A 21,426-nucleotide genomic window follows, 5' to 3' on the forward strand; every position below is an offset into this window, starting at 1 on the left:
ACACGCTCAAGCGCCTCCGCCCAGCCCGGCCAGCAGGTCTTCCAATTGATCGGTGGCCTGGCCCCAGCCGCTGGCGAAGCCCATCGCCTCGTGTTCGCGCAGGTCGGCCTCGGTCCAGTGCAAGACGTCCGCGCGGTAATGCGTCTTGCCGTCGCGGGGCTGGAATTCCAGCGTCACGGTCATGAAGGGCTTGGCCGAAGGCAGCCAGGCTTCGGTGTAAGCGTCGGTGAACACCAGGCGGCGCCCGGGCCGCACTTCCAGATAGACGCCGCGATTGGGGAAGTCCTGTCCTTCCGGACTGCGCATCACCACCAGGCTGGAGCCGCCGGGCCGGACGTCCAGTTCGGCCGAGGCCACCGTCCACGGCCGCGGGGTGAACCATTGGCATAGCAGTTCGGGGTCGGTCCAGGCGCGGTAAACCTGTTCCGGCGGAGCGTCGATCAGGCGTTCCAGCGTTAGCCGGTAGGGGGCGTGGGCTTGGCTCATGCGCGGCCTTTCGGGTGAGGGTGTCGGCTCAGATTAGTTCTTTGTCATGAGCTCCGCAATCCCGTCGCCGGAATTTGCCGGCGCAGCGCCTGCGCCAGGCGGGCGACGCCTTGCTCCAGTTGCTCCGCTTCCAGCGCGCCGAAGCCCAGGCGCAGCGCCGGGATGTCGCGGCCGTCGTCGGCGAAGGCGCCGCCGGGCAGAAATCGCACGCCCGCGCTGCGCGCGTCCGCGCCCAGCCGCGGCATGTCCACCCAGGACGGCAGCCGCAGCCAAAGCGCCAGCCCGCCTTCCGGCAGCTCGTATTCGGCCAGGCCGGCCAGATGGCGGTCTATCGCGTCGGCCAGCGCCTGGCGGCGCGCGCGGTAGATGCGCAGCGCGCGGCGGAGATGGCGTTTCAGTTCGCCGCTGTGCATCAGTTCGGCCACCGCCAGTTCGGTGACGGCGTTGCCTTGGCGGTCTATCAGCATGATGTCGGCGGCGCAGCGCTGGATGAGGGCGGGCTCGGCCACCAGGTAGCCGACGCGCAGCCCCGGCGCCAGCACTTTGGACAGGGAGCCGACGTAAACGATGCGCTCGGCGGCGTCCAGGCTGGCCATGGGCAGCACCGGGCTGCGGCTGTAGTGGAATTCGTGGTCGTAGTCGTCCTCGATGATGGCGAAACCGTAGCGTCGCGACAGGGCCAGCAATTGCAGCCGGCGTTCGGCCGGCATCATCCGCGTGGTCGGATACTGGTGGTGAGGGGTCAGGTAGACGGCCTTGACCGGCTGGCTCCGGCACAGCCGCTCCAGCGCGTCCGGACGCATGCCGGCGGCGTCCTGTTCCACGTCCAACGGCCGCGCGCCCAGAGAGCGAAAGGCTTCGCGCGCCGGCGGATAGCTGAGCGCGTCCAGCGCCACCGCGTCGCCGGGCCGCAGCAGCGCGCGGCCGGCCAGATAGATGCCCATCTGGCTGCCGCGCACCAGGCAGATGCGTTCGGCGTCGGCGTTGAGCCCGCGCTCCATGTCCAGCATTTCCGCCAAGGCCTGGCGCAAGGGCAGTTCGCCGCGCGGGTCGCCGTAGGCCAGACGCCCGGCGCGGGCCGCGGCGATCAGCGCGCGGCGGTAGGCGCGGCCCAGCACGTCGAAGGGAATCAGCCGCGAATCCGGCACGCCGTCGCCAAAGTCGATGTCGTCGTGCGCGGGGATGCTTGCGGGCGTTCGCGCGGCGGCCGGCGCGGACCGCGGCGACAGCAGCGGCAGGCTGGGCGCGACGAAGGTGCCGCGCCGGCCCTGCGTCAGCAGCCAGCCTTGCGCCGCCAGTTCCTCGTAGGCCAGCACCGCGGTCTTGCGGTTGATGCCCAGCTGCGCCGCCAGTTCGCGGCTGCCCGGCAGCGGCGCGCCCGGCCGCAGCCGGCCGCGTTGGATGTCGGCGCTGATCTGCTGGGCGATTTGCAGATGCACCGGCAGCCCGCCGTCTCTATCCAGGCTGAGTTGCAAATCCCATTTTCGCAGCATGCCGCGGACTCCTTTCCTGGCTCTCGTTCCCGTTTCTGGACTATCAATCTTATCAAAACTGGATGTTTTTGCTGGTCCAGCGGCGGCTTAAAGTGATCGAGATGGACATTCAAGGAGCGGCAAATGACACAAGAGGCAGACAGCGGCGCAGGCCGCTACCGGCTGGCGGCGATAGAGAGGCTGGGGCGCGAGGTCTGCGGGCTGCGGCTGGAGTGCGCCGACGCGGCGCCGCTGTTTTTCCGCAGCGGGCAATTCGTTTCGGTGACGGCTCCGGGCGGGCTGACGCGCAGTTACTCGATGGCGGCGCCGCCGCGCGCCGACGGCGGCGTGGAGTTGCACGTGCGGCTGCAGCCGGGCGGGGCGTTTTCGGAATGGCTGCGCCGGCAGGCGCGGCCGGGCGACGCGCTTTGGCTGCAAGGGCCCTATGGCGATTGCGTGTGGCGGGAGGACTCCGGCGTCGATCAGGCCGTGATGCTGGCCACCGGCACCGGGATCGCGCCGCTGCGGGCGATGTTGCAGCAGGGCCTGGGCGCGGCCGGGCGGCGGCCGGTGACCCTGTACTGGGGCGGCCGCAACGCGGACGACCTGTATTTGCTCGAGGAGCTGCGAGCCTGGGAGCGCGAGCGGCCGGGATTCCGCTTCGAGCCGGTGCTGTCCGAGCCCGATCCGGGCTGGGATGGCCGGCGCGGTTTCGTCCAGCAGGCGGCGGCCGAGGATTTTCCCTGTTTGCGCACCGCGGAGGTCTACGCCTGCGGCGCGCCGGCGATGGTGGACGCGGCGCGCCGATTGCTGACGCGGCAGCGCGGCTTGCCGGAAGAGCGTTTCCTGGCCGACGCCTTCCAGCCGGCGGCGTCGGCCGCGCCGAGCGCGGCCCTCATGGCGGTGAGCGTTCGCGCCGCGGACGGCGGTGAGCGGCGGCTGGAAGCGCCCGCCGCCGGCAGCCTGATGCAGGCGCTGGCTGCCGCCGGCCTGATGCGCGGCGTCTGCGGCGGGCAGGCCGCCTGCGGCACTTGCCTGGTGCGCGTCGAGCCGGACTGGCTGCCGCGTTTGCCGGCGATGGAGCGCGCGGAGCGTCGGCTGCTGGCGGCGCTGGAGCTGTCGGAGGCGGACGAGGGCCGCTGCCGGCTGGCCTGCCAGATCGCCCTGCAGCCAAGCTTGCACGGTTTACAGATAGCCATACCCGGGTAGGCGACCGCCTGCCCGTACTCAAGCACAGGAGCATGAAATGGTAGCAAGCATTGAACAATCGGCGCTGGAGGGCGTGGGCCCGGCCTTCGATCCGCAGCAATTGATGGCGGTGCGGGACAAAACCCGGCAGGCGATCGCCCTGATCGCCGCGGCGATGCGGCCGGGCATGCTGGAGGAGGACGCGGTGGAACAGGCCAAGGACATCCTGGCCGAGCGCGGCATGCTGCGCGGCTGGCACGACGTCTACGTGCGTTTCGGCCGCAACACGCTGAAGACTTTCGGCGCGGCCTCCGATCCCGGCGTGCGTCTAGGCGAGGACGATATTTTCTTCATCGACATCGGCCCGGTGTGGAAACAGTGGGAAGGCGACGGCGGCGACAGCTTCGTCACCGGCGCCGATCCCGAGATGGCGCGCTGCGCCGCCGACGCCCGCGCCATCTTCCACGAGGTGAGGCGCAAATGGGCGAACGAGGGCTGTAGCGGGCGCGAGCTGTACCGTTTCGCCGAGGACTGCGCCGCCGGCCGCGGCTGGGCCTTGAATCTGGATCTGTCCGGCCACCGGCTGGCGGACTTCCCGCACGCGGCCATCCACGAGGGGCCGCTGGCGGAGGTGGACTTCACGCCGGCGCGCATGCTGTGGGTGTTGGAGATCCACATCCGCCATCCGTCCCGGCCCTTCGGCGCTTTCTTCGAGGACATGTTGCTGGAGGATGCCTGCTTCGCGGAGTGAGGGCCGCCTAGGTCTGGCTTAGAGCCTGTTCAAAGTCTCGCGAGCGAGAGCGAGACAAGACGAAAACGAGCGAAAAAGCGGAATGTACTCGTGGTACATGAGCATTCTGAGCTCGTTTTCAACGCCGTATCGCTGAAGCGCAGCAGGCTTTGAATAGGTTCTTACAAGCCCAGTTCGCTCAGACCGGGATGATCGTCCGGCCTGCGCCCCAGCGGCCAGTGGAACAGGCGCTCGTCCTCGCGGATGGCTAGATCGTTGATGCAGGCGTAGCGGCGTTGCATCAGGCCGTCGGCGGCGAACTCCCAGTTTTCGTTGCCGTAGGAACGGAACCACTGGCCGGCCTCGTCCCGCCATTCGTAGGCGAAGCGCACCGCGATGCGCTCGCCGTCGTGGGCCCATAGTTCCTTGATCAGCCGGTACTCGTGTTCGCGCCGCCATTTGCCGGCGAGGAACTCGATGATCTGCGCGCGGCCGCGCGGGAATTCGGCGCGGTTGCGCCACTGGCTGTCTTCGGTATAGGCCTGGGCCACGCGTTCCGGATTGCGGCTGTTCCAGCCGTCTTCGGCCAGGCGGACCTTGAGGATGGCGCTGTCGCGATCGAAGGGCGGCAGCGGCGGGCGGAGTTCTGGTGCGTGCATGACGACGTTCCTGTCTGGTGAGGGAAGGCGCCCAGTGTGCGCCGGGCCGGCGGCAGGCGGAATATCCGCGGCGGACAATGCAGTGTTGCGCGGAGCGGAAGAACGCGTCCGGCGCGGACTGGCGCGCCGCCCGCGCTTGAGGCAGACTGCCGGACTGGGGCGCTCCGCCAGATCTTGCCGAATCCACGCCGTGAACAAATACAGCCAAATCTTTTCCGACATCGTCGCCGACATCGACAACCAGCGTTACCAGCAAGGCGACCGCATTCCTTCCGAAACCGAGCTGATGCAGGGCTACGAGGCCAGCCGCGGCACCGTGCGCAAGGCGGTGGACATGTTGCAGGAGCGCGGCTATGTGCAGAAGATTCACGGCAAGGGCGTGTTCGTGCTGCGCTCCGGCAATATCGAGTTCCAGCTCAGCGGCATCGTCAGCTTCAAGGAGGCGCATCAGCACCTGGGTCGCCGCGTCAGCTCCCGGGTGGCGGAGATGGAGACGGTGCCGGCGGACGCGCAACTGGCGCGTCTGCTGGACGTGCGCGAGAAAACCCCGCTGCTCAAGATCAAGCGGGTGCGCAATATCGATAATGAAAACGTGATCCTGGACATCAATTACTTCGTGGCCAGCCTGGTGCCGGGCCTGGACCGGGAGGCCGCCGCCGGCTCCATCTACGAATTCATCGAACAGCGGCTGGGCCTGAACATCAGTTACGCGCGCCGGGTGATAGAGGCGCAGGCCTGCGGCGACGACGATCGCCGCTATCTGGATCTGAACGGCATGGACCACGTGATCGTGGTCAAGAACCACACCCATCTCTACGACGGACGTCAGTTCGAATACACCGAGTCCCGCCACCGGCTGGACAAATTCTTCTTCTCCGACGTCGCCCGCCGCAAATAGCGGCGCAGCGGCGCGCGCCGTCATTCCTTGATCTGAAGCGATCCGTCGCGCCTGTTGCGTTCACGCACGGAGGCGTTTGATTTTGCGCAAACTCGTCTATACGAGTGTTGACACAACTCGTCTGTACCAGTTAGCGTGCCATCAGCATCGGCGGCGCTTGCCAATATCGCCGCCAGGTTTGATAACGGGCTAGACGGCGCAGACCGTCGGCCGAGAGATACAGGGACCCTCAGATGAGCCACGATTACCAGAAGATAGCCGCGCGGATACTCGAAGCGGTGGGCGGCCGCGACAACCTCCAGCAGGCCGCGCACTGCATTACCCGGCTGCGCCTGTCCTTGAAGGACGAAAGCCGGGTGGACCAGGAGGCCTTGCGCCAGGTGGACCTGATCAAGGGTCAGTTCAGTCACGGCGGCGTGTTTCAGATCGTGATCGGCTCCGGCGACGTGGACCGGGTCTACCAGCCCTTGATCGAACTGGCGGCGCTGCAGCGCGCCACCGTGGCCGAGGTCAAGGCCAGCGGCGATCAGAAGCAGGGCCGCTTGCAACAGCTGGTCAAGGTGTTCTCCGACGTGTTCATGCCCATCCTGCCCGCCATCATCGTGGCCGGCCTGCTGATGGGCTTGAACAATCTGCTGGGCGCCAAGGGCATGTTCATCGACGGCAAGAGCCTGCTGGACGCCTATCCGGGCCTGGACGGGGTGTGGGGGCTGATCAATATGATGGCCAACACCTCCTTCGTCTTCCTGCCGGCGCTGGTGGGCTGGTCGGCGGCCAAGCGTTTTGGCGGCAGCGAGGTGCTGGGCATCGTGCTGGGCCTGCTGCTGGTGCATCCGGATCTGCTCAACGCCTGGAACTACGGCAAGGCCGCCGCCGGCCTGGACGGCGCGGCGCTGCCGTATTTCGATGTGCTGGGCTGGTTCCGCATCGAGAAAGTGGGCTACCAGGGGCAGATTCTGCCCATCCTGGCCGCCACCTGGGTGATGTGCAGGGTGGAGCTGTGGCTGCGGCCGCGGGTGCCCAATTCCGTCCAGCTGCTGGTGGTGCCCATCGTCACCATCGTAGTCAGCGGGGTGCTGGCGCTGGCGGTGATCGGTCCGGTGGCGCGCCACCTGGGCATCGCCATCACCGACGCGCTGGTCTATGTGTTCAACCTGGCGCCCGTGCTGGGCGCGATGCTGTTCGGCGCCTTGTACGCGCCGCTGGTGTTGACCGGCATGCATCATATGTTCATCGCGGTGGATCTGCAGCTGATCGCCAACCAGGGCGGCACCTTCATCTGGCCGATGATCGCCTTGTCCAATATCGCCCAGGGCAGCGCCGCGCTGGCGATGTTCTGGCTGGCGCGCGCCAGCAATGAGAGGAGCATGGCGTCCACCTCGGCGATTTCCGCCTTCTTCGGCATCACCGAGCCGGCGATGTTCGGCGTCAACCTGCGCTACAAGCTGCCGTTCTACGCGGCGCTGGCCGGTTCCGCGCTGGCGGCGGCCACCATCACCCTCAGCCATGTGCGCGCTTCGGCGATAGGCGTCGGCGGCCTGCCGGCCTTCATCTCCATCATTCCGCAGCAGATTCCGATGTTCCTGGTGGGCATGGTGGTGGCCCTGGTGACGCCGTTCGCGCTGACCTGGGTATTGGCGCGCCGTCAGCTGCCGCAGTCCTGATACGAAAGCCGTTCCGATGAACAAGAATTTGAAATCCGCGGTGGTGTACCAGATTTACCCCAAGAGCTTTTACAGCCACCACGGCACGGCCACCGGCGATCTGCTGGGGGTGGCGGACAAGCTGGACTACCTGGCCTGGCTGGGGGTGGATTATTTGTGGCTGACGCCGTTCTACCGCTCGCCGCAGCGCGACAACGGCTACGACGTCAGCGATTACTACGCCATAGACCCGGCTTACGGCAGCATGGCCGATTTCGAACTGCTGCTGGCCGAGGCGCGGCTGCGCGGCATCGGGGTGATGCTGGACATCGTGGTCAACCACACTTCCACCGAGCATCCGTGGTTCCGTCAGGCCTTGCAGGGCCGGGACAATCCCTATCGGGATTTCTACATCTGGCGCGACCGGCCCAATAACTGGCGCTCCAAGTTCGGCGGATCGGCCTGGGAGTGGGACGAGGCCAGCGGCCAGTATTATCTGCACCTGTTCGACAAGACCCAGGCGGATCTGAACTGGGACAACCCGGCGGTGCGGCGCGCGGTGTTCGACATGATGAACTTCTGGGCGGACAAGGGCGTGTCCGGTTTCCGGCTGGACGTGATCAATCTGATTTCCAAGGACCCGGCCTTTTCCGAGGACGACAGCGACGGCCGCCATTTCTACACCGACGGCCCGCGGGTGCACGAATACCTGCAGCAGATGCACCGCGAGGTGTTCGCCGGCCGCGATCTGATGACGGTGGGGGAGATGTCGTCCACCTCGCTGGAGCACTGCGTCGCCTATTCGCATCCCGAACGGCGCGAGTTGTCGATGACCTTCAACTTCCACCATTTGAAAGTGGATTACCCGGACGGCGAGAAATGGCGCGCGGCGCCCTTCGATTTCATCGCGCTCAAACGCATCCTGTCTGATTGGCAGCGCGGCATGCACGAGGGCGGCGGCTGGAACGCGCTGTTCTGGTGCAACCACGATCAGCCGCGAGTGGTGTCGCGCTTCGGCGACGCCGGCCGCTACCGGCTGGAGTCCGCCAAGATGCTGGCGACCACGCTGCACGGCCTGCAAGGCACGCCCTACATCTACCAGGGCGAGGAAATCGGCATGGCCAACCCCGGCTTCGCCGATATCGACGACTACCGCGACGTGGAAACCCGCAACGCCTATCGCCAGCTGCTGGCCGACGGCCTGGGGCGGGAAGAGGCGATGGCGGCGATCCGGCAGAAGTCGCGCGACAACTCGCGTACGCCTATGCAATGGGACGACGGTCGCTTCGCCGGCTTCTCGCGGCGCGAGCCGTGGATAGGGCTGGCGCCGGACGCGGAGACGGTGAACGTCGCCGCCGCGCGCCGCGATCCGGACTCGGTGCTGCAGCATTACCGGCGTTTGATCGCGCTGCGCAAGCAGTACCCGATCTTCAGCGACGGCGATTACCGCTGCCTGACGCCGGACGATACGGCGCTATGGGTCTACGCGCGGACCGGAGCGCGCGAGAAGCTGCTGGTGATCAGCAATTTCAGCGCCGAGGAGCGCGACTATTCGCCGCCGGCCGACTACCTGGGCCCGGATCACGCCTGGCAGCTGCTGTGCGCCAATTACGCCGACGCGGCGGCGCATCCCGCCCGGGCGCGGCTGCGGCCTTACGAATCGTTGATGTACCGCGCCGTTCTGAACTGAGCCTCAGATTTTCGAGGAGTGAATCCTCTGCGAGCTGCCGGCATTCCCGGCCGGCAGGCCGCGCTGTGCCCAAAACTAAGGGAAATGGAGAGAACAATGACTCAATTCGCACCCCGCGGCCTGGCCTTGCTGGCCTTGTCCGCCCCCTTGCTGCTGCCCGCCGCCGCCCAGGCGCTGGACTTTCACGGCTACGCCCGCCTGGGCGCCGGCGGATCGGACGGCGGCGGCAAACAGAGCTGCTTCCAGCTGGCCGGCGCCGAAACCAAGTACCGGCTCGGCAACGAATGCGAGCAGTACGCCGAACTGGAACTGGGCCAGCAGCTGTTCCAGGCCGACAACGGCAGCAAGCTCAGCGTGGTGGGCATGGCCAGCTTGTACAACCGCAACGGCCATTCGCTGACCTTCCAGGGCGACAACGGCAATGTCCGGCTACCGCAGGCCTACGCCAAATGGAGCGACATCCCGCAGCTGAACGGCGCCACGCTGTGGGCCGGCCGGCGCTACTACAAGCGTCACGACGTGCATATCGCCGACTTTTATTTCTGGAACCCCAGCGGCACCGGCTTCGGCCTGGAGGATTTCAAGCTGGGCCGGGAGCTCAAGCTCAGCTACGCCTTCTCGCGCAACGACAATTGGTGGCAGGCGGATCAGGCCAATAAGCACGATCTGCAATTGGGCGGCATCGCCGTCAATCCCGGCGGCGAACTGAGCCTGGGCCTCAGCTACATCCAGCGCGCCGGCCAGGTGGCGGGCGCGAACAGCGGTTGGTCGCTCAGCGCGCTGCACGAACAAAAAGGCGTGTTGGGCGGCCGCAATCTGTTCTCGCTGCAATACGGGGTGGGGCCGGGCACCGGCCTGGGCGGCACCGGCAGCCTCGTCAGCGACAGCGGCGCGCGCCGCAGCCGCCTGGTGGAGGCGCTGGACTGGCAGGCCACGCGCGAGTTCGGCGGCCAGCTGATGCTGGCCTGGCAGCGCGACGCGCGGCCGGACGGCGGGCAGACCTGGTGGTCGGCCGGCGCGCGGCCGGTCTACGCCTTCGGCGAGCGCTTCAAGCTGGCGGCCGAGCTGGGTTTCGACCGGGTCAAGGCCGCCGACGGACAGGTCCGCACTCTGAGCAAGTTCACCATCGCGCCGACGCTGGCGCTGGACAAGGCGTTCTGGAGCCGGCCGGAACTGCGCTTCTTCTACACCTACGCGCGCTGGAACCGCGCCGCCCAGCAGGCGGCCGCGCCCGGCTCGACGCTGGCTGAAGGCGGCGCCTTCGGCAACGCGCTCAGCGGCTCCACCTTCGGGGTGCAGCTGGAACATTGGTGGTGAGCGGCGTTTGAGCGCAAGGGGGCGGACCATCAAATTTTTTGAACGTCTCGCCCGGATAATTGATCTGTCGATCCCGTCCGGCGGCTGTTAGATTGCCTGTCTGACGCTAGACGGGAGGGACTATGCCGGACATCAACGCTCTTTTTCGGGCCCGCGTCGGCTGGGACGCGCAGCGGCCGCTGGTTTTCGAGGACATCGACGCCTTGCTGCGCGAGACGGCCTTGAGCCTGCCGTTTGAAAACCTGAGCCTGTTCCAGAGCGGGCCCGAGCCCATCAGCGAGCACAGCCTGCTGGAAAAAATCGCGCTGCGCGACGAAGGCGGCCTGTGTTACGAACTCAATCCCTTGCTTTATCTCTTCCTGCGCCGCAACGGCCTGGAAGCCAGCCTGATCCGCGCGACGATCTTCGATGAAGACAGCCAGGATTGGTTGCCGCTGGGCGGCACCCATGTCGCCATTCTGCTGTGGCATCAAGGCCAGGGCTATCTGCTGGATTGCGGCTACGGCCTCAAGCAGCCGCTGCGCATGGTGCCGCTGTGCGGCGAAGTGGCGCGCTCCGCCAACGGCGACTACCGGGTGGCCTGGCCGGCCGGCGCCGGCTTCGCGCAACTGGAACGGCGGCCGCCGGGGGAGGGCGAGAGCTGGCGCATCGCCTACGGTTTCGATCTGGACGACGAGATCGCCGATTGCGGCGCGCTGAGCGAGATCCAGCGCCGCATCGCCGAGGATCCGCGCTCGCCCTTCAACAAGAGCCGGCTGATGGCCCTGCTGACCGCCGAAGGCAGCCGGGTGCTGACCGAGGACGCGTTGACCGAGACCCGCAACGGCAGGCAATGCCGGCTGACGCTGGCGCCGGGCGAGTTCGAGACCTTCCGCCGGCTGTTCACCCGGCGCTTTAGCGCGTCGCCGGGCTGAGCGGCGAGGGCTTGCCGCCCGCGCCGGGACAGGTACACTGAGGCCCTGATCCATTGCCGGGAGTTTCGCCGCCATGTCCGCCCTGTTTCGCTCCGTCCGCCGGTTCGCGCCGGCGCGCATGCTGCTGGCCCGTCCGCGGCTGGTGATCGCCGCCGCCGTCGGCCTGCTGACCGTGCTGGCGCTGCCCTGGCTGTTGCCGATGCGGGAGATCACCCGCTACATCGTCGGCTGGAACGCCGGCGCCGCGCTCTATCTGGCGCTGGTGGCCTGGATGATGTTCAGCGAGGGCCGTCAGCACATCCGCCATTGGGCCAGGCTGGAGGACGAGGGGCAGACGCTGGTGATGACGCTGGCCGTTTTGGCGGCGCTGGCCAGCCTGGCCGCCATCGTGCTGGAGTTGGCGGTGGTCAAGGACCTGCACGGCTGGCCGCGCGCCGTCCACGTCGCGCTGGCCATCCTGACCATTTTTTCCTCCTGGGCCTTTATTCACGTGATGTTCGCGCTGCATTACGCGCGGGCCTACTACGCCGCCCACGCGCGCGGCCTGGCGCCGGGCCTGGAGTTTCCCGGCAAGGAGGAGCCGGATTACGGCGACTTCCTCTATTTCGCCTGCATCATAGGCACGTCCGGACAGACGGCCGACGTCAGCTACACCACCAGCGCCATGCGCAAGGTGGGCACGCTGCATTGCGTGCTGTCCTTCTTTTTCAACGCCACGGTGTTGGCCTTGATGATCAATATCGCCGCCGGCCTGATCTGATGCCGGCGCGCAGCGAGACCCCATGTTGAATGCTTTGAAATTATTGCTCTTGTTCGGCCTGACCGCGGTGGCGGAAATCGTCGGCTGTTACTTGCCCTGGCTGTGGCTGCGCAAGGAGGGGCCGTGGTGGCTGTTGCTGCCGGCGGCGCTGGCCTTGACGCTCTTCGTCTGGTTGCTCAGCCTGCATCCGGCGGCGGCGGGCCGGGTCTATGCCGCCTACGGCGGCGTCTACGTGGCGGTGGCGCTGTTGTGGCTGTGGCTGGTGGACGGCGTGCGGCCCAGTGTTTGGGACATGGCCGGCGCGGCGGTGGCTTTGTGCGGGATGGCCATCATCATGCTGGCGCCGCGGCCGGCCTGAGAGCGGATTACCGATCCGCCGCGTGGCGAGACGACATGAAAAAACCGGGCTTGGGCCCGGTTTTTTTTGACGGCGGCGCGGTTCAGGCGGCCGGCGGCAGGGTGTCGGCGAAGGACGGCCGCGTCATCAGCCGCTCCAGCAGGCTGGCCAGATTGGGATGGCTGTCGCGCCAGTCTATTTCCGGGAAGCGGAAATCCAGATAGCCCAGGCAGGCGCCGACGGCGATATCGGCCAGGCTGTAGCCCACGCCGTTGCACCACTGGCGGTCGGCCAGATCGGCGGCGAGCGCGGCCAGGCCGCGGTCTATCTTGCCGCGTTGGCGCGCGATCGCTTCCGGCATCTGCTTGTCGTCCGGGCGCCGTTTTTCCAGCACGATGGCCACCGCGGCGTCGACGATGCCGTCGGCCAGCGCTTCCCAGCGGCGGGTGGCGATCAGCAGGCGGTTTTCCTGCGGCAGGATGCGCGACACCGGGGAGATATTGTCCAGATACTCGGCGATGACGCGCGAGTCGTACAGCGTCGAGCCGTCATCCAGTTCCAGAACCGGCACCTTGCCCAGAGGATTGTAGTCGCCGACGCGGGTATCCGCGTTCCACGGCACGTCCTCCTCCAGCGGGCAGTCTATTTTCTTTTCGGCCAGCACGATGCGCACCTTGCGGGCGTAGGGGCTGGTCAACGAGGCGATCAGTTTCATGTTTCGGGTCGTTCTGGATGATGGCTGGCGAAGTGCTCGCCGGACGCGAGGCCTGGCGAGCGACTACTTTAGCGCAATGCCGTGGCGGCTGGAAGGCTTACTTCAACTCCACCTTGCCGCTGACTTGCAGTTGCAGTTGCGATTGTCCTGGCTGCAGGTCCGGTTGGGCCACTTCCGCGTTGGCGGCCATGCCGGCGGCCTTCATCATCATCGGCGGGCGGAAGATGGGCGACTGGCTGCCTATGTCCAATTCCTTGATATTGCTGACGTTTTTGCCGATCGCCTTGGCGGCGATCTTGGCCTGGGCTTCCAGATTGGCGATGGCCTCCGGCAGCATGCTCTGCTCGGCTTCCTTGCGCGCCTGGTCGGACACGCTGAATTGCAGCCCTTGCAGCAACAGGTTCTGTTGCAGTTTGGCCATCAGTTCGGCGGCCTGGGTGAAGTCGCGGCTCTTCAGCTGGATTTCCACCCGGCCTTGCCAGCCCTGAATCTTGCCGTTTTTGTCGTAATTGGGCCAGGTGTTGTAGCCGCCGCTGGACAGCTGCACCTTGGAGTAGTTGCGGCCCAGCGCAATGCCCTGGGCGGCGGCCTTGTTAAGCCTATCGGCCAGCACCGCCGGCTGGGCGTTGCTCATTTGCTGGTAGAAGGTGGCGCTGATCTGGTCGTTGGCCACTTCGCGCTGCGCGCTGGCGGACAGATTGAGCTGGGTGCTTTCGGCCAGCGCCGGGGCGGCGCTGACGGCGAACAGGGTTCCGAGGCTGGCAAGCAAGAGAGTTGGTTTGTTCATGTGTCGATTCCCATGACATTGTTGTCTTGATCGGAAAAGTCCGATTTGCAGTGTGTAGGCCCATCATGCCCGAGAAAAGTTTCCGACGGCATACTGTCCTTCGGCCAGTTCTATCCGGTTGCGGCCGTTGCGTTTGGCCCGGTAGAGCTGGCCGTCCGCGGCGCGGAACAGGCTGGAGAGGCCGTCGTAAGGCTGCTGGCTGGTGCTGGCCACCCCGATGCTGACGCTGACGCGCAAGGGCGGGGCGGCGGCGGCCGGTTGCGGCCGCAGCGCGTCCACCGCGCGCAGGATGCGTTGCGCGGCCGCGTGCGCGTCCTCCAGGCCGGTGCGCGGCAGCAGCATCACGAACTCCTCGCCGCCGTAACGGCCGACGATGTCGTCGCGGCCCGCCTCCGCGCGCAGGCAGGCGGCCAGTTGTTGCAGCACCAGGTCGCCGCACTGGTGGCCGTAGCGGTCGTTGATGCTTTTGAAGTGGTCCACGTCCAAGAGCAGCAGCGCCAGCGGTTTGCGCTCGCGCCAGGCGCGGCGGCAGGCGGCCTCAGCCAGTTCGCGGAAGCGGCGCTGGTTGAGCAGATTGGTCAGGCCGTCGTGGCTGGCCTGGTGCTGGGTCCGCTCCAGCGCACGCTCGTAGCAGATGTACAGCGCGCACAGGATGAAGCTGAAGCTGAGCCAGTGCATGCCCAGCGAACTGAGCATGGTGAAGCGCATCGCGTCGGCGTCGTAGACCTCGCCGGCCCAGCCGGCGTGGACGATGCGCGCCAGCGCCAGCAAGGCGTACAGCAGGCAGACCGTCAGCGCCATCTTGCGGCCGGCGCCGCCGATGCGCGAATGTCCGGGCCACAGCTCGCGCGCGGCCAGCAGCCAGGCGATCAGATAAACCAGGCAGACCGCGGCGGTGCGGCGTCCCATATCGGCCGGGCCGGCCAGTATATAGGCGCTCATGCCGGCGGCCGTCAGCAGCAGGCTTTGCCAGACGCGCGGACGCTTGCCGTTCAGATGGCGGATGCCGCAGAGCGCGACGGGATGGAACAGCATCCACAGCAGATTGTTGAACACCAGTTGCGGCCACGGCGGCAGGCCGATGGGCAAGAGGCTGAACACGCCGCCCAGGCTGACGCAGATGCCGGCCGCGCAGAAATACAGAAAGGCCCGCTCGTCGCGGTTGCGCAGCCAGAACATCGTGATGACGACGGTCAGCACCAGGCCGTAACCGGTGGTGCTGAGCACGGTGGCCTGGAAGTCGAGGATGCTTTGCATGTAGGAGTCTGTTCAAAGTCCGCTGCGCGCGTTGAAAGCTCGCGCGGCGAGCGCGGCGCCCTGTGTCGCGGGCGGGCGCCAGAGCTTGAACAGGCTCCGAGGCGGGCGCGCTTTGCAAGGTGAATTATGACAAGCGGCCCATCATAGGGCCCTTGTCCATGCTCTTCAATCCGCAAAGCTACGCAGCCGGGCTGACAAATCCCGACAATGAGGCCGCCGGGATTCATTTGTCCTGTCAGGCCAGGTATTCGTATCCCGGCAGCGTCAGGAACTCGACGAAATCGTCCGAGGTGGTCAGCAGATCGAACATCGCCGCCGCGTCGTCGTACTGGCGGGTCCAGCGCGCGCCGTACTCGGCCTTGAGCTTGGCCGTTTCCGCCGCGTGCAGTTGGCGGAACAGATCGACGGTGACTTTGCGGCCATCGTCCAGCACGCCCTTGGGGCTGCGCATCCATTGCCAGATCTGAGAGCGGGAGATCTCGGCGGTGGCGGCGTCTTCCATCAGATTGTGGATGGGCACGCAGCCGTTGCCGGAAATCCAGGCGCCCAGGTACTGGATGCCGACATTGATGTTCATCGCCAGCCCGGCTTCGGTGATCGGCGCTTCCGGCTGGAAGTTGAGCAAGTCGGCGGCGCCGACCTGAACGTCCGGCCGCTGCTTGGCGATCTGGTTGGGCGCATCGCCCAGCACCTTGCCGAAGGCCTCGGCGGCGATGGGCACCAGGCCGGGGTGGGCCACCCAGCCGCCGTCGTAGCCGTCGGCGGCGTCGCGTTCCTTGTCCGCCCGGACGCCGGCCAGCGCCTTCTCGTTGGCTTCCGGATCGTTCTTGATCGGAATCAGCGCCGCCATGCCGCCTATCGCCGGCGCCGCGCGGCGATGGCAGGTTTTCAGCAGCAGCAGCGCGTAGGCGCGCATGAAGGGCACCGTCATGGTGATCTGGGCGCGGTTGGCCAGGCAGAAGTCGCGGTTCTGGCGGAATTTCTTGATGCAGCTGAAGATGTAGTCCCAGCGGCCGGCGTTGAGGCCGGCGCTGTGCTCGCGCAATTCGTACAGGATTTCGTCCATTTCAAAGGCGGCGAGTATGGTTTCGATCAATACCGTGGCCTTGATCGTGCCCTGGGGAATGGACAGCTCCTGTTGGGCGAACACGAACACCTCGTTCCACAGCCGGGCTTCCAGATGGCTTTCCATCTTGGGCAGGTAGTAATAAGTGGCGCTGCCCGAGCCGCGCAAGAATTCGATGTTGTGGAAGAAGGACAGGGCGAAGTCGAACAGCGCGCCGGAGACGATGTCGCCGTCCACCTTGACGTGCTTTTCCATCAAATGCCAGCCGCGCGGCCGCAGCAGCAAGGTGGCGGTGTCGGCGTTGAGCCGGTATTGCTTGCCGTCCGGGTTGGCGAAGGAAATGGTCTTGCGGTAGGCGTCGCGGACATTGATCTGGCCGTTGATCTGGTTGTCCCAGCTCGGGCAGTTGGAGTCCTCGAAGTCCGCCATGAAGCTCTTGGCGCCGGAATTGAGCGCGTTGATCATCATCTTGCGGTCCACCGGACCGGTGATTTCCACGCGGCGGTCCAGCAAGTCGTCCGGCAGCGGAGCGATCTTCCAGTCGCCGGCGCGGACGGCGGCGGTGTCGGGCAGGAAGTCCGGCAGCTTGCCGGCGTCCAGTTCCGCCTGGCGCGCGGCGCGGGCGGCCATCAGCTCGCGGCGGCGCGGCTCGAAGCGGCGGTGCAGCTTGGCGACGAAGGCCAGCGCGTCGTGGCTGAGGATGTCGGCGTAGGCCGGGGTGAGCGTAGCGAGGATTTCCATCCCCTGGGGAAGCGCGGCTGCCATGCTGGGACTCCTTTGCATCGTTGGACGGGGCGGCGAGCGGACGCGCCGGGACGGGCGGCGCCCGCGTCCGGACCTGGGACAGTGAAACGGGACCTGGCTAGTCTATCTAGGCAAAGCGTAAAAAAAAATGCATATATAGACATATCATCTTTTACTTTTTGTTAGCTAATCGTGGGGCGGCCCGGATGTTGAAACAATTGGAGACCTTTGTCGCCGTGGTGTCGCAGGGCAGTTTGTCGGCCGCCGCGCGCCAGGAGGGCGTGGTGCCGGCCATCATCGGCCGGCGCATTGACGCGCTGGAGGAGAGGCTGGGCGTCAAGCTGCTGACCCGCAGCACGCGCAGCCTGGCGCTCACTCAGGAGGGCGCGGCCTTTTTCGAAGACTGTCAGCGCATCCTCGCCGACCTGGAGGACGCCGAAGCGGCGGTGGCTTCCGGCAGCGGCCGCGCGCGCGGCCATCTGCGGGTGTCGGCGCCGGCCGGCTTCGGCCGCAAGCATGTGGCGCCGCACATCGCCGGTTTCCAGCTATGCCATCCAGACGTCAAGGTGACGCTGGATCTGTCGGACCGGCTGGTGGACCTGCAGCGCGACCGCATCGATTGCGCGATCCGCATCTCCGACCTGGCCGATTCCTCGCTGGTGGCGATCCGGCTGGCGGAAAACCGCCGTGTGGTGGTGGCGGCGCCGGCCTATCTGGCGCGTCACGGCTTGCCGCGCCGCTTGGAGGATCTGGCCGAGCACAACTGCCTGTCCCTGGGCGAGAGCCAGAGCCGCGGCTGGGCGTTCCGCCGCGACGGCGAGGCTGTGAACCTGCGCGTGAGCGGCCGGCTGGAGTGCAACGACGGCGCGGTGCTGCACGACTGGGCCTTGCAGGGCCTGGGCCTGGCCTGGCGTTCGCTGTGGGAGGTGAAGGACGATTTGTCCGACGGCCGGCTGGTGACGGTGCTGGATGAATTCTCCGCGCCGGACTATCCGGTGTGCGCGGTGGTGCCGCAGCGCCGCCTGCTGCCGGCGCGGGTGCGGCACTTCGTCGACTATTTGCGGTCAGTGTATGCTGACGCGGCTTATTGGAATTGAGGCGATGAAGATGAAAACAGCGATGGCGGCGCTCTTGGCGCTGCTGGCGGCCGGCCCGTCCTGGGCCGGCGCGGGCACGGTGGGACTGAGCTGCCTGCCGTCGGCCGGCGCCGGCGTGGACATGCGCGAGTGGCTGTTGGACCGCTTGGTGTTGAAGGGGGCGGCGGTGGACGAGGCGCGTCCGCAATGGAAGCTGTGCTTCAAGCAAAGCCAGCAGCGCCAGGTGTATTGGCCGGCGGACGGCTGGTACGCCGGCGGCTGGCGCGATTGGCGCTACGGCGGCGGCATGTATTGGTCGCCGGACTATCAGGTGCGCACGGTGCGCACGCTGGCGCTGGAAGTGGTCAACAGCGCCGACGGCGCCATGTTGTGGCAGGGCCAGCAGGAATTGGGCGACGGCGACAACGGTCGCCAGCAATTGGAGAACGCCGCGCGCAAATTGATAGATTTAATGCCATTGCCATGATTTGTTTTGCGCTATGATGACACGCAGGGTTTGATGGCCGCGGGCTATATGGGGTTTCCCGTATTGCCGGCGGCCGGCCCTGCGGTACTATCGCATTCTTCCCCGGCATGAACTGCGTGGATCGGCGGCTTAAGCACCGCGCTCGACAACGGCAAGCCCTTGTTATCGCGTTTATTTAAAGCCAACGACAGACAGAGCAGCGGGGAGAGGACACAACAGATCATACAGGCCCTATCCGAGTATGAAGCGCCCGCCGGGACAGCGGGCGCTTTGTCGTTGTACCGGACGGCCGTTACGGGACAGTGAAACAAATGAGTTTGATGCGCAAAAAGAGCGTCCAGGGAATGCTGGCTACCGCTCAGACCTCGCGTGGGCTTCGCAAGGAGCTTTCCGCTTTCGACCTTACCATGCTCGGCATCGGCGCCATCATCGGCACCGGCATCTTCGTGCTGACCGGCACTGGCGCCACGGTGGCCGGCCCCGGACTGGTGCTTTCCTTCGTGATCAGCGCCTTCGCCTGCGGCTTCGCCGCGCTGTGCTACGCCGAGTTCGCTTCCATGCTGCCGGTTTCCGGCTCCACTTACACTTACGCTTACGCCACGCTGGGCGAGATGATCGCCTGGATCATAGGCTGGGACTTGCTGCTGGAATACCTGCTGGCCTCGTCGGCGGTGTCGGTGGGCTGGTCCGGTTATTTCCAGAGCCTGTTGTCCGGCTTCGGCGTGACCCTGCCTGAATACCTGACCGCCGCCGCCGGCTCGCTGCCGGGCAAGCAGACGCTGTTCAATCTGCCGGCCTTCTGCGTGGCGATGGTGATCACCGCCTTGCTGGCCTTCGGCATCAAGGAATCCAAGCGCGTCAACAATGTGGTGGTGCTGATCAAGGTGGGCGTGGTGTTGTTGTTCATCGGCATCGGCGTGTGGCACGTCAAGCCGGTGAACTGGCAGCCGGCGCTGCCCTTCGGCTTCTCCGGCGTGTTCCACGGCGCCGCCATCGTGTTCTTCAGCTTCATCGGCTTCGACGCGGTGACCTGCGCCGCGGAGGAAGTGAAGAACCCGGCCAAGGACATCCCGCGCGGGGTGATCTGGTCGCTGGGCGTGTGTTCGCTGCTCTATGTGGTGGTGGCCGCCATCATGACCGGCATCGTGCCTTATATGCAGTTCGCCGGCGTCGACCACCCGGTGTCGCTGGCCTTGCAAGTGGCCAAGCTGGACTGGTTCGCCGGCTTCGTCGACCTGGGCGCCATCCTCGGCATGATGACGGTGATCCTGGTGATGACTTACGGCCAGACCCGCATCCTGTTCGCGATGTCGCGCGACGGCCTGCTGCCCAAGATCTTCTCCGAGGTGAACCCCAAGTACGGCACCCCGTACAAGGCCACCTGGCTGATCGGCACCATCATCGCCTTGCTGGCCGGCTTCGTGCCGCTGCACACCCTGGCCGAGCTGGTGAACATCGGCACCCTGGCCGCCTTCACCCTGATCGCGCTGTCGGTGATCGTGCTGCGCAAGCGCGAGCCCGATCTGCCGCGCAAATTCGTCTGCCCGGGCGTGCCTTACATCCCGACGCTGGCCATCCTGTGCTGCGGCTTCCTGATGACTCAGCTGTCGCTGCTGACCTGGCTGTGCTTCATGGCCTGGTTGTTGATCGGCCTGGTGGTGTACTTTGGCTATTCGCGGCGCAACTCGCTGTTGAACAATCCTGCTTAAGGCGGAAAAGGAAAAAGCCGGCGTCCGCCGGCTTTTTTTGCGCCCGGCGCCGGCGGGCGGATAATGGCGGCTTGGACGGAGGAGGGGACGCAATGGAAGCGAAGACCGAATTGACGGCATGGCAGGGAGACATCACCACGCTGGCGCTGGACGCCATCGTCAACGCCGCCAACACCCGCTTGCTCGGCGGCGGCGGCGTGGACGGCGCCATCCACCGCGCCGCCGGACCGGAACTGCTGGCGGAGTGCCGGAGCTTGCACGGCTGCCGCGTCGGCGAGGCCAAGCTGACTGCCGGCTACCGGCTGCCGGCGCGGCATGTGATCCACACCGTGGGCCCGGTGTGGCAGGGCGGCACCCACGGGGAGGCGGAGCTGCTGGCCGCCTGCTACCGCAACAGCCTGGCACTGGCGGCGCGGCATGGTTTGGACGGCATCGCCTTCCCGGCGATCAGCTGCGGCGTTTACGGCTATCCGCAGCAGCAGGCCGCCGCCATCGCGGTGGAGACGGTGCGCGCTTGGCTGGCGCGCGAGCCGCATGGCCTGCGGCGGGTGTTGCTGGTGGCCTTCGACGACGCGATGGCCGGCCGCTACCGGCAGTTGCTGGCCGGCGTTAGCTGACCTCGCCCTTGGACGGACGCGGCAACTGTCCGCCGCAGTGCTTGCAGAAGCGCGCGTCCCAGTCGTGGCCCTCGGTGAAGCAGTGCGGGCACAACCGGGTGCCGGACACCGCCTCCGCGGTCTTGCTCTTGGCGCCGCTGCCGCGCGCGATTTCGGCGGTGACGATGCCGGTGGGCACCGCGATGATGCCGTAGCCGGTGATCATCACCACGCTGGCCAGCGCCTGGCCCAGCGGCGTCTTGGGCGTGATGTCGCCGAAGCCCACCGTGGTCAGGGTGACGATGGCCCAGTAAATGCTGACCGGGATGCTGGTGTAGCCGTGCTCCGGTCCTTCGATCACAAACATCAGCGTGCCCAGAATCACCACCAGCAAGACCACGGTGACCAGGAAGACCGTGATCTTGCGGCGGCTGGCCAGCATCGCCCGTTTCAGTTCGCTGGCCTCGCCGATATAGCGCGTCAGCTTGAGGATGCGGAACATGCGCAGCAGCCGCAGGATGCGGATATCCGCCAGGAAGCGGCTTTCCGGGATGAACAGTCCCAGATACATCGGCAGCACCGCCATCAGATCGATGACGCCGAAGAAGCTTTTCACATAGCGCATCGGTTTATGGATGCAGATCAGCCGCAAGGCGTATTCAATAGTGAACAGAATGGTGAAACACCAGTCTAGAATCTTGAGCTGGACGCCCCAGGCCGCTTGTATGCTTTGCACGCTCTCCAAAATCACCGTCAGCACCGACAGCAGGATGGCGACGATCAGGGCCAGGTCGAAGATGCGGCCGGGCCGGGTGTCTGCCTCGTAAATGATGATGTAGAGCTTGCGGCGCCAGCCGGTGAGCGGGATCAGGGTTTCCTGTGTGGGCATAGGCGG

General features: G+C 66.3%; 21 protein-coding genes. 13 read left to right on the plus strand and 8 right to left on the minus strand.

The annotated features are described in order from the left end of the window. Positions 1-6: 6 nt before the first annotated feature. Both QUG03_RS09340 and pdxR read right to left on the minus strand, forming a co-directional pair. A complete protein-coding gene (locus tag QUG03_RS09340) occupies positions 7-486 on the minus strand; it encodes an SRPBCC family protein (protein ID WP_227107062.1) in 480 nt (159 codons plus the stop codon). 44 nt (positions 487-530) lie between these two features. Next, positions 531-1,979, minus strand: a complete 1,449-nt coding sequence (pdxR, locus tag QUG03_RS09345; protein ID WP_500819878.1) for a MocR-like pyridoxine biosynthesis transcription factor PdxR — start codon at positions 1,977-1,979, stop codon at positions 531-533. Positions 1,980-2,102: 123 nt separating this feature from the next. On the opposite strand from pdxR, the gene QUG03_RS09350 reads away from it, so the two are divergent. Continuing rightward, positions 2,103-3,167: an FAD-binding oxidoreductase gene (locus QUG03_RS09350; RefSeq protein WP_500819879.1), complete on the plus strand. Its 1,065-nt coding sequence runs from the start codon at positions 2,103-2,105 to the stop codon at positions 3,165-3,167. 37 nt (positions 3,168-3,204) lie between these two features. Beyond that, positions 3,205-3,897 carry a M24 family metallopeptidase gene (locus tag QUG03_RS09355; RefSeq protein ID WP_486636584.1) on the plus strand — a complete coding sequence of 231 codons (693 nt, stop codon included), beginning with the start codon at positions 3,205-3,207 and terminating at the stop codon, positions 3,895-3,897. 161 nt (positions 3,898-4,058) lie between these two features. Here the strand turns inward: QUG03_RS09355 and QUG03_RS09360 are convergent, their stop codons facing one another. Beyond that, complete coding sequence (locus QUG03_RS09360) at positions 4,059-4,535, minus strand: nuclear transport factor 2 family protein (protein ID WP_486636585.1); 477 nt, start codon at positions 4,533-4,535, stop codon at positions 4,059-4,061. A 190-nt stretch (positions 4,536-4,725) separates the two neighbouring features. Between QUG03_RS09360 and treR the strand changes: the two genes are divergently transcribed. The 7 genes from treR (at position 4,726) to QUG03_RS09395 (ending at position 12,115) form a co-directional block, all read left to right on the plus strand. After that, positions 4,726-5,433, plus strand: a complete 708-nt coding sequence (gene treR, locus QUG03_RS09365; protein WP_199225800.1) for a trehalose operon repressor — start codon at positions 4,726-4,728, stop codon at positions 5,431-5,433. A 233-nt stretch (positions 5,434-5,666) separates the two neighbouring features. After that, on the plus strand, positions 5,667-7,097 hold the full coding sequence (gene treP, locus QUG03_RS09370; RefSeq protein WP_107798257.1) for a PTS system trehalose-specific EIIBC component: 1,431 nt from the start codon (positions 5,667-5,669) through the stop codon (positions 7,095-7,097). A 16-nt stretch (positions 7,098-7,113) separates the two neighbouring features. Further along, positions 7,114-8,766 carry an alpha,alpha-phosphotrehalase gene (treC, locus tag QUG03_RS09375; RefSeq protein ID WP_107798258.1) on the plus strand — a complete coding sequence of 551 codons (1,653 nt, stop codon included), beginning with the start codon at positions 7,114-7,116 and terminating at the stop codon, positions 8,764-8,766. A gap of 96 nt (positions 8,767-8,862) precedes the next feature. Then, positions 8,863-10,083 carry a maltoporin gene (locus QUG03_RS09380; RefSeq protein ID WP_253313854.1) on the plus strand — a complete coding sequence of 407 codons (1,221 nt, stop codon included), beginning with the start codon at positions 8,863-8,865 and terminating at the stop codon, positions 10,081-10,083. Positions 10,084-10,205: 122 nt separating this feature from the next. Beyond that, positions 10,206-10,997, plus strand: coding sequence for an arylamine N-acetyltransferase family protein (locus tag QUG03_RS09385; protein WP_500819880.1), 792 nt, complete (start codon positions 10,206-10,208; stop codon positions 10,995-10,997). Between the two features lie 73 nt (positions 10,998-11,070). Beyond that, a complete protein-coding gene (locus QUG03_RS09390) occupies positions 11,071-11,757 on the plus strand; it encodes a DUF1345 domain-containing protein (RefSeq protein WP_500819881.1) in 687 nt (228 codons plus the stop codon). A gap of 22 nt (positions 11,758-11,779) precedes the next feature. Then, entirely contained in the window at positions 11,780-12,115 is a 336-nt protein-coding gene (locus tag QUG03_RS09395) for a YnfA family protein (protein ID WP_500819882.1), read from the plus strand. An 82-nt stretch (positions 12,116-12,197) separates the two neighbouring features. On the opposite strand, the gene QUG03_RS09400 is transcribed toward QUG03_RS09395, so the two are convergent. The 4 genes from QUG03_RS09400 to aceB form a co-directional block, all read right to left on the minus strand. Continuing rightward, the gene (locus QUG03_RS09400; RefSeq protein WP_253313855.1) at positions 12,198-12,809 is read right to left on the minus strand and encodes a glutathione S-transferase; all 612 of its coding nucleotides are present in this window, start codon (positions 12,807-12,809) and stop codon (positions 12,198-12,200) included. 97 nt (positions 12,810-12,906) lie between these two features. Beyond that, a complete protein-coding gene (locus tag QUG03_RS09405; RefSeq protein WP_107798261.1) occupies positions 12,907-13,596 on the minus strand; it encodes an SIMPL domain-containing protein in 690 nt (229 codons plus the stop codon). Positions 13,597-13,659: 63 nt separating this feature from the next. After that, positions 13,660-14,853, minus strand: a complete 1,194-nt coding sequence (locus tag QUG03_RS09410) for a GGDEF domain-containing protein (protein WP_500819883.1) — start codon at positions 14,851-14,853, stop codon at positions 13,660-13,662. Between the two features lie 235 nt (positions 14,854-15,088). Further along, positions 15,089-16,684, minus strand: a complete 1,596-nt coding sequence (gene aceB / locus QUG03_RS09415) for a malate synthase A (RefSeq protein WP_500819884.1) — start codon at positions 16,682-16,684, stop codon at positions 15,089-15,091. A gap of 185 nt (positions 16,685-16,869) precedes the next feature. Between aceB and QUG03_RS09420 the strand changes: the two genes are divergently transcribed. From QUG03_RS09420 to QUG03_RS09435, 4 genes are all read left to right on the plus strand, one after another. Continuing rightward, positions 16,870-17,760 (plus strand): LysR family transcriptional regulator, encoded by an 891-nt coding sequence (locus QUG03_RS09420; RefSeq protein WP_500819885.1) that lies wholly within the window; start codon positions 16,870-16,872, stop codon positions 17,758-17,760. Positions 17,761-17,764: 4 nt separating this feature from the next. Beyond that, on the plus strand, positions 17,765-18,226 hold the full coding sequence (locus QUG03_RS09425; RefSeq protein ID WP_227107084.1) for a DUF4136 domain-containing protein: 462 nt from the start codon (positions 17,765-17,767) through the stop codon (positions 18,224-18,226). A 320-nt stretch (positions 18,227-18,546) separates the two neighbouring features. Further along, positions 18,547-19,935: a branched-chain amino acid transporter BcaP gene (gene bcaP / locus QUG03_RS09430; RefSeq protein ID WP_486637341.1), complete on the plus strand. Its 1,389-nt coding sequence runs from the start codon at positions 18,547-18,549 to the stop codon at positions 19,933-19,935. Between the two features lie 92 nt (positions 19,936-20,027). Continuing rightward, positions 20,028-20,552, plus strand: coding sequence for an O-acetyl-ADP-ribose deacetylase (locus QUG03_RS09435; RefSeq protein WP_500819886.1), 525 nt, complete (start codon positions 20,028-20,030; stop codon positions 20,550-20,552). On the opposite strand, the gene QUG03_RS09440 is transcribed toward QUG03_RS09435, so the two are convergent. Next, positions 20,545-21,420, minus strand: a complete 876-nt coding sequence (locus QUG03_RS09440) for an ion transporter (protein ID WP_107798267.1) — start codon at positions 21,418-21,420, stop codon at positions 20,545-20,547. The genes QUG03_RS09435 and QUG03_RS09440 overlap by 8 nt on opposite strands. Between the last annotated feature and the right edge of the window lie 6 nt (positions 21,421-21,426).

Source organism: Chromobacterium sp. CCUG 30098, assembly GCF_059916605.1.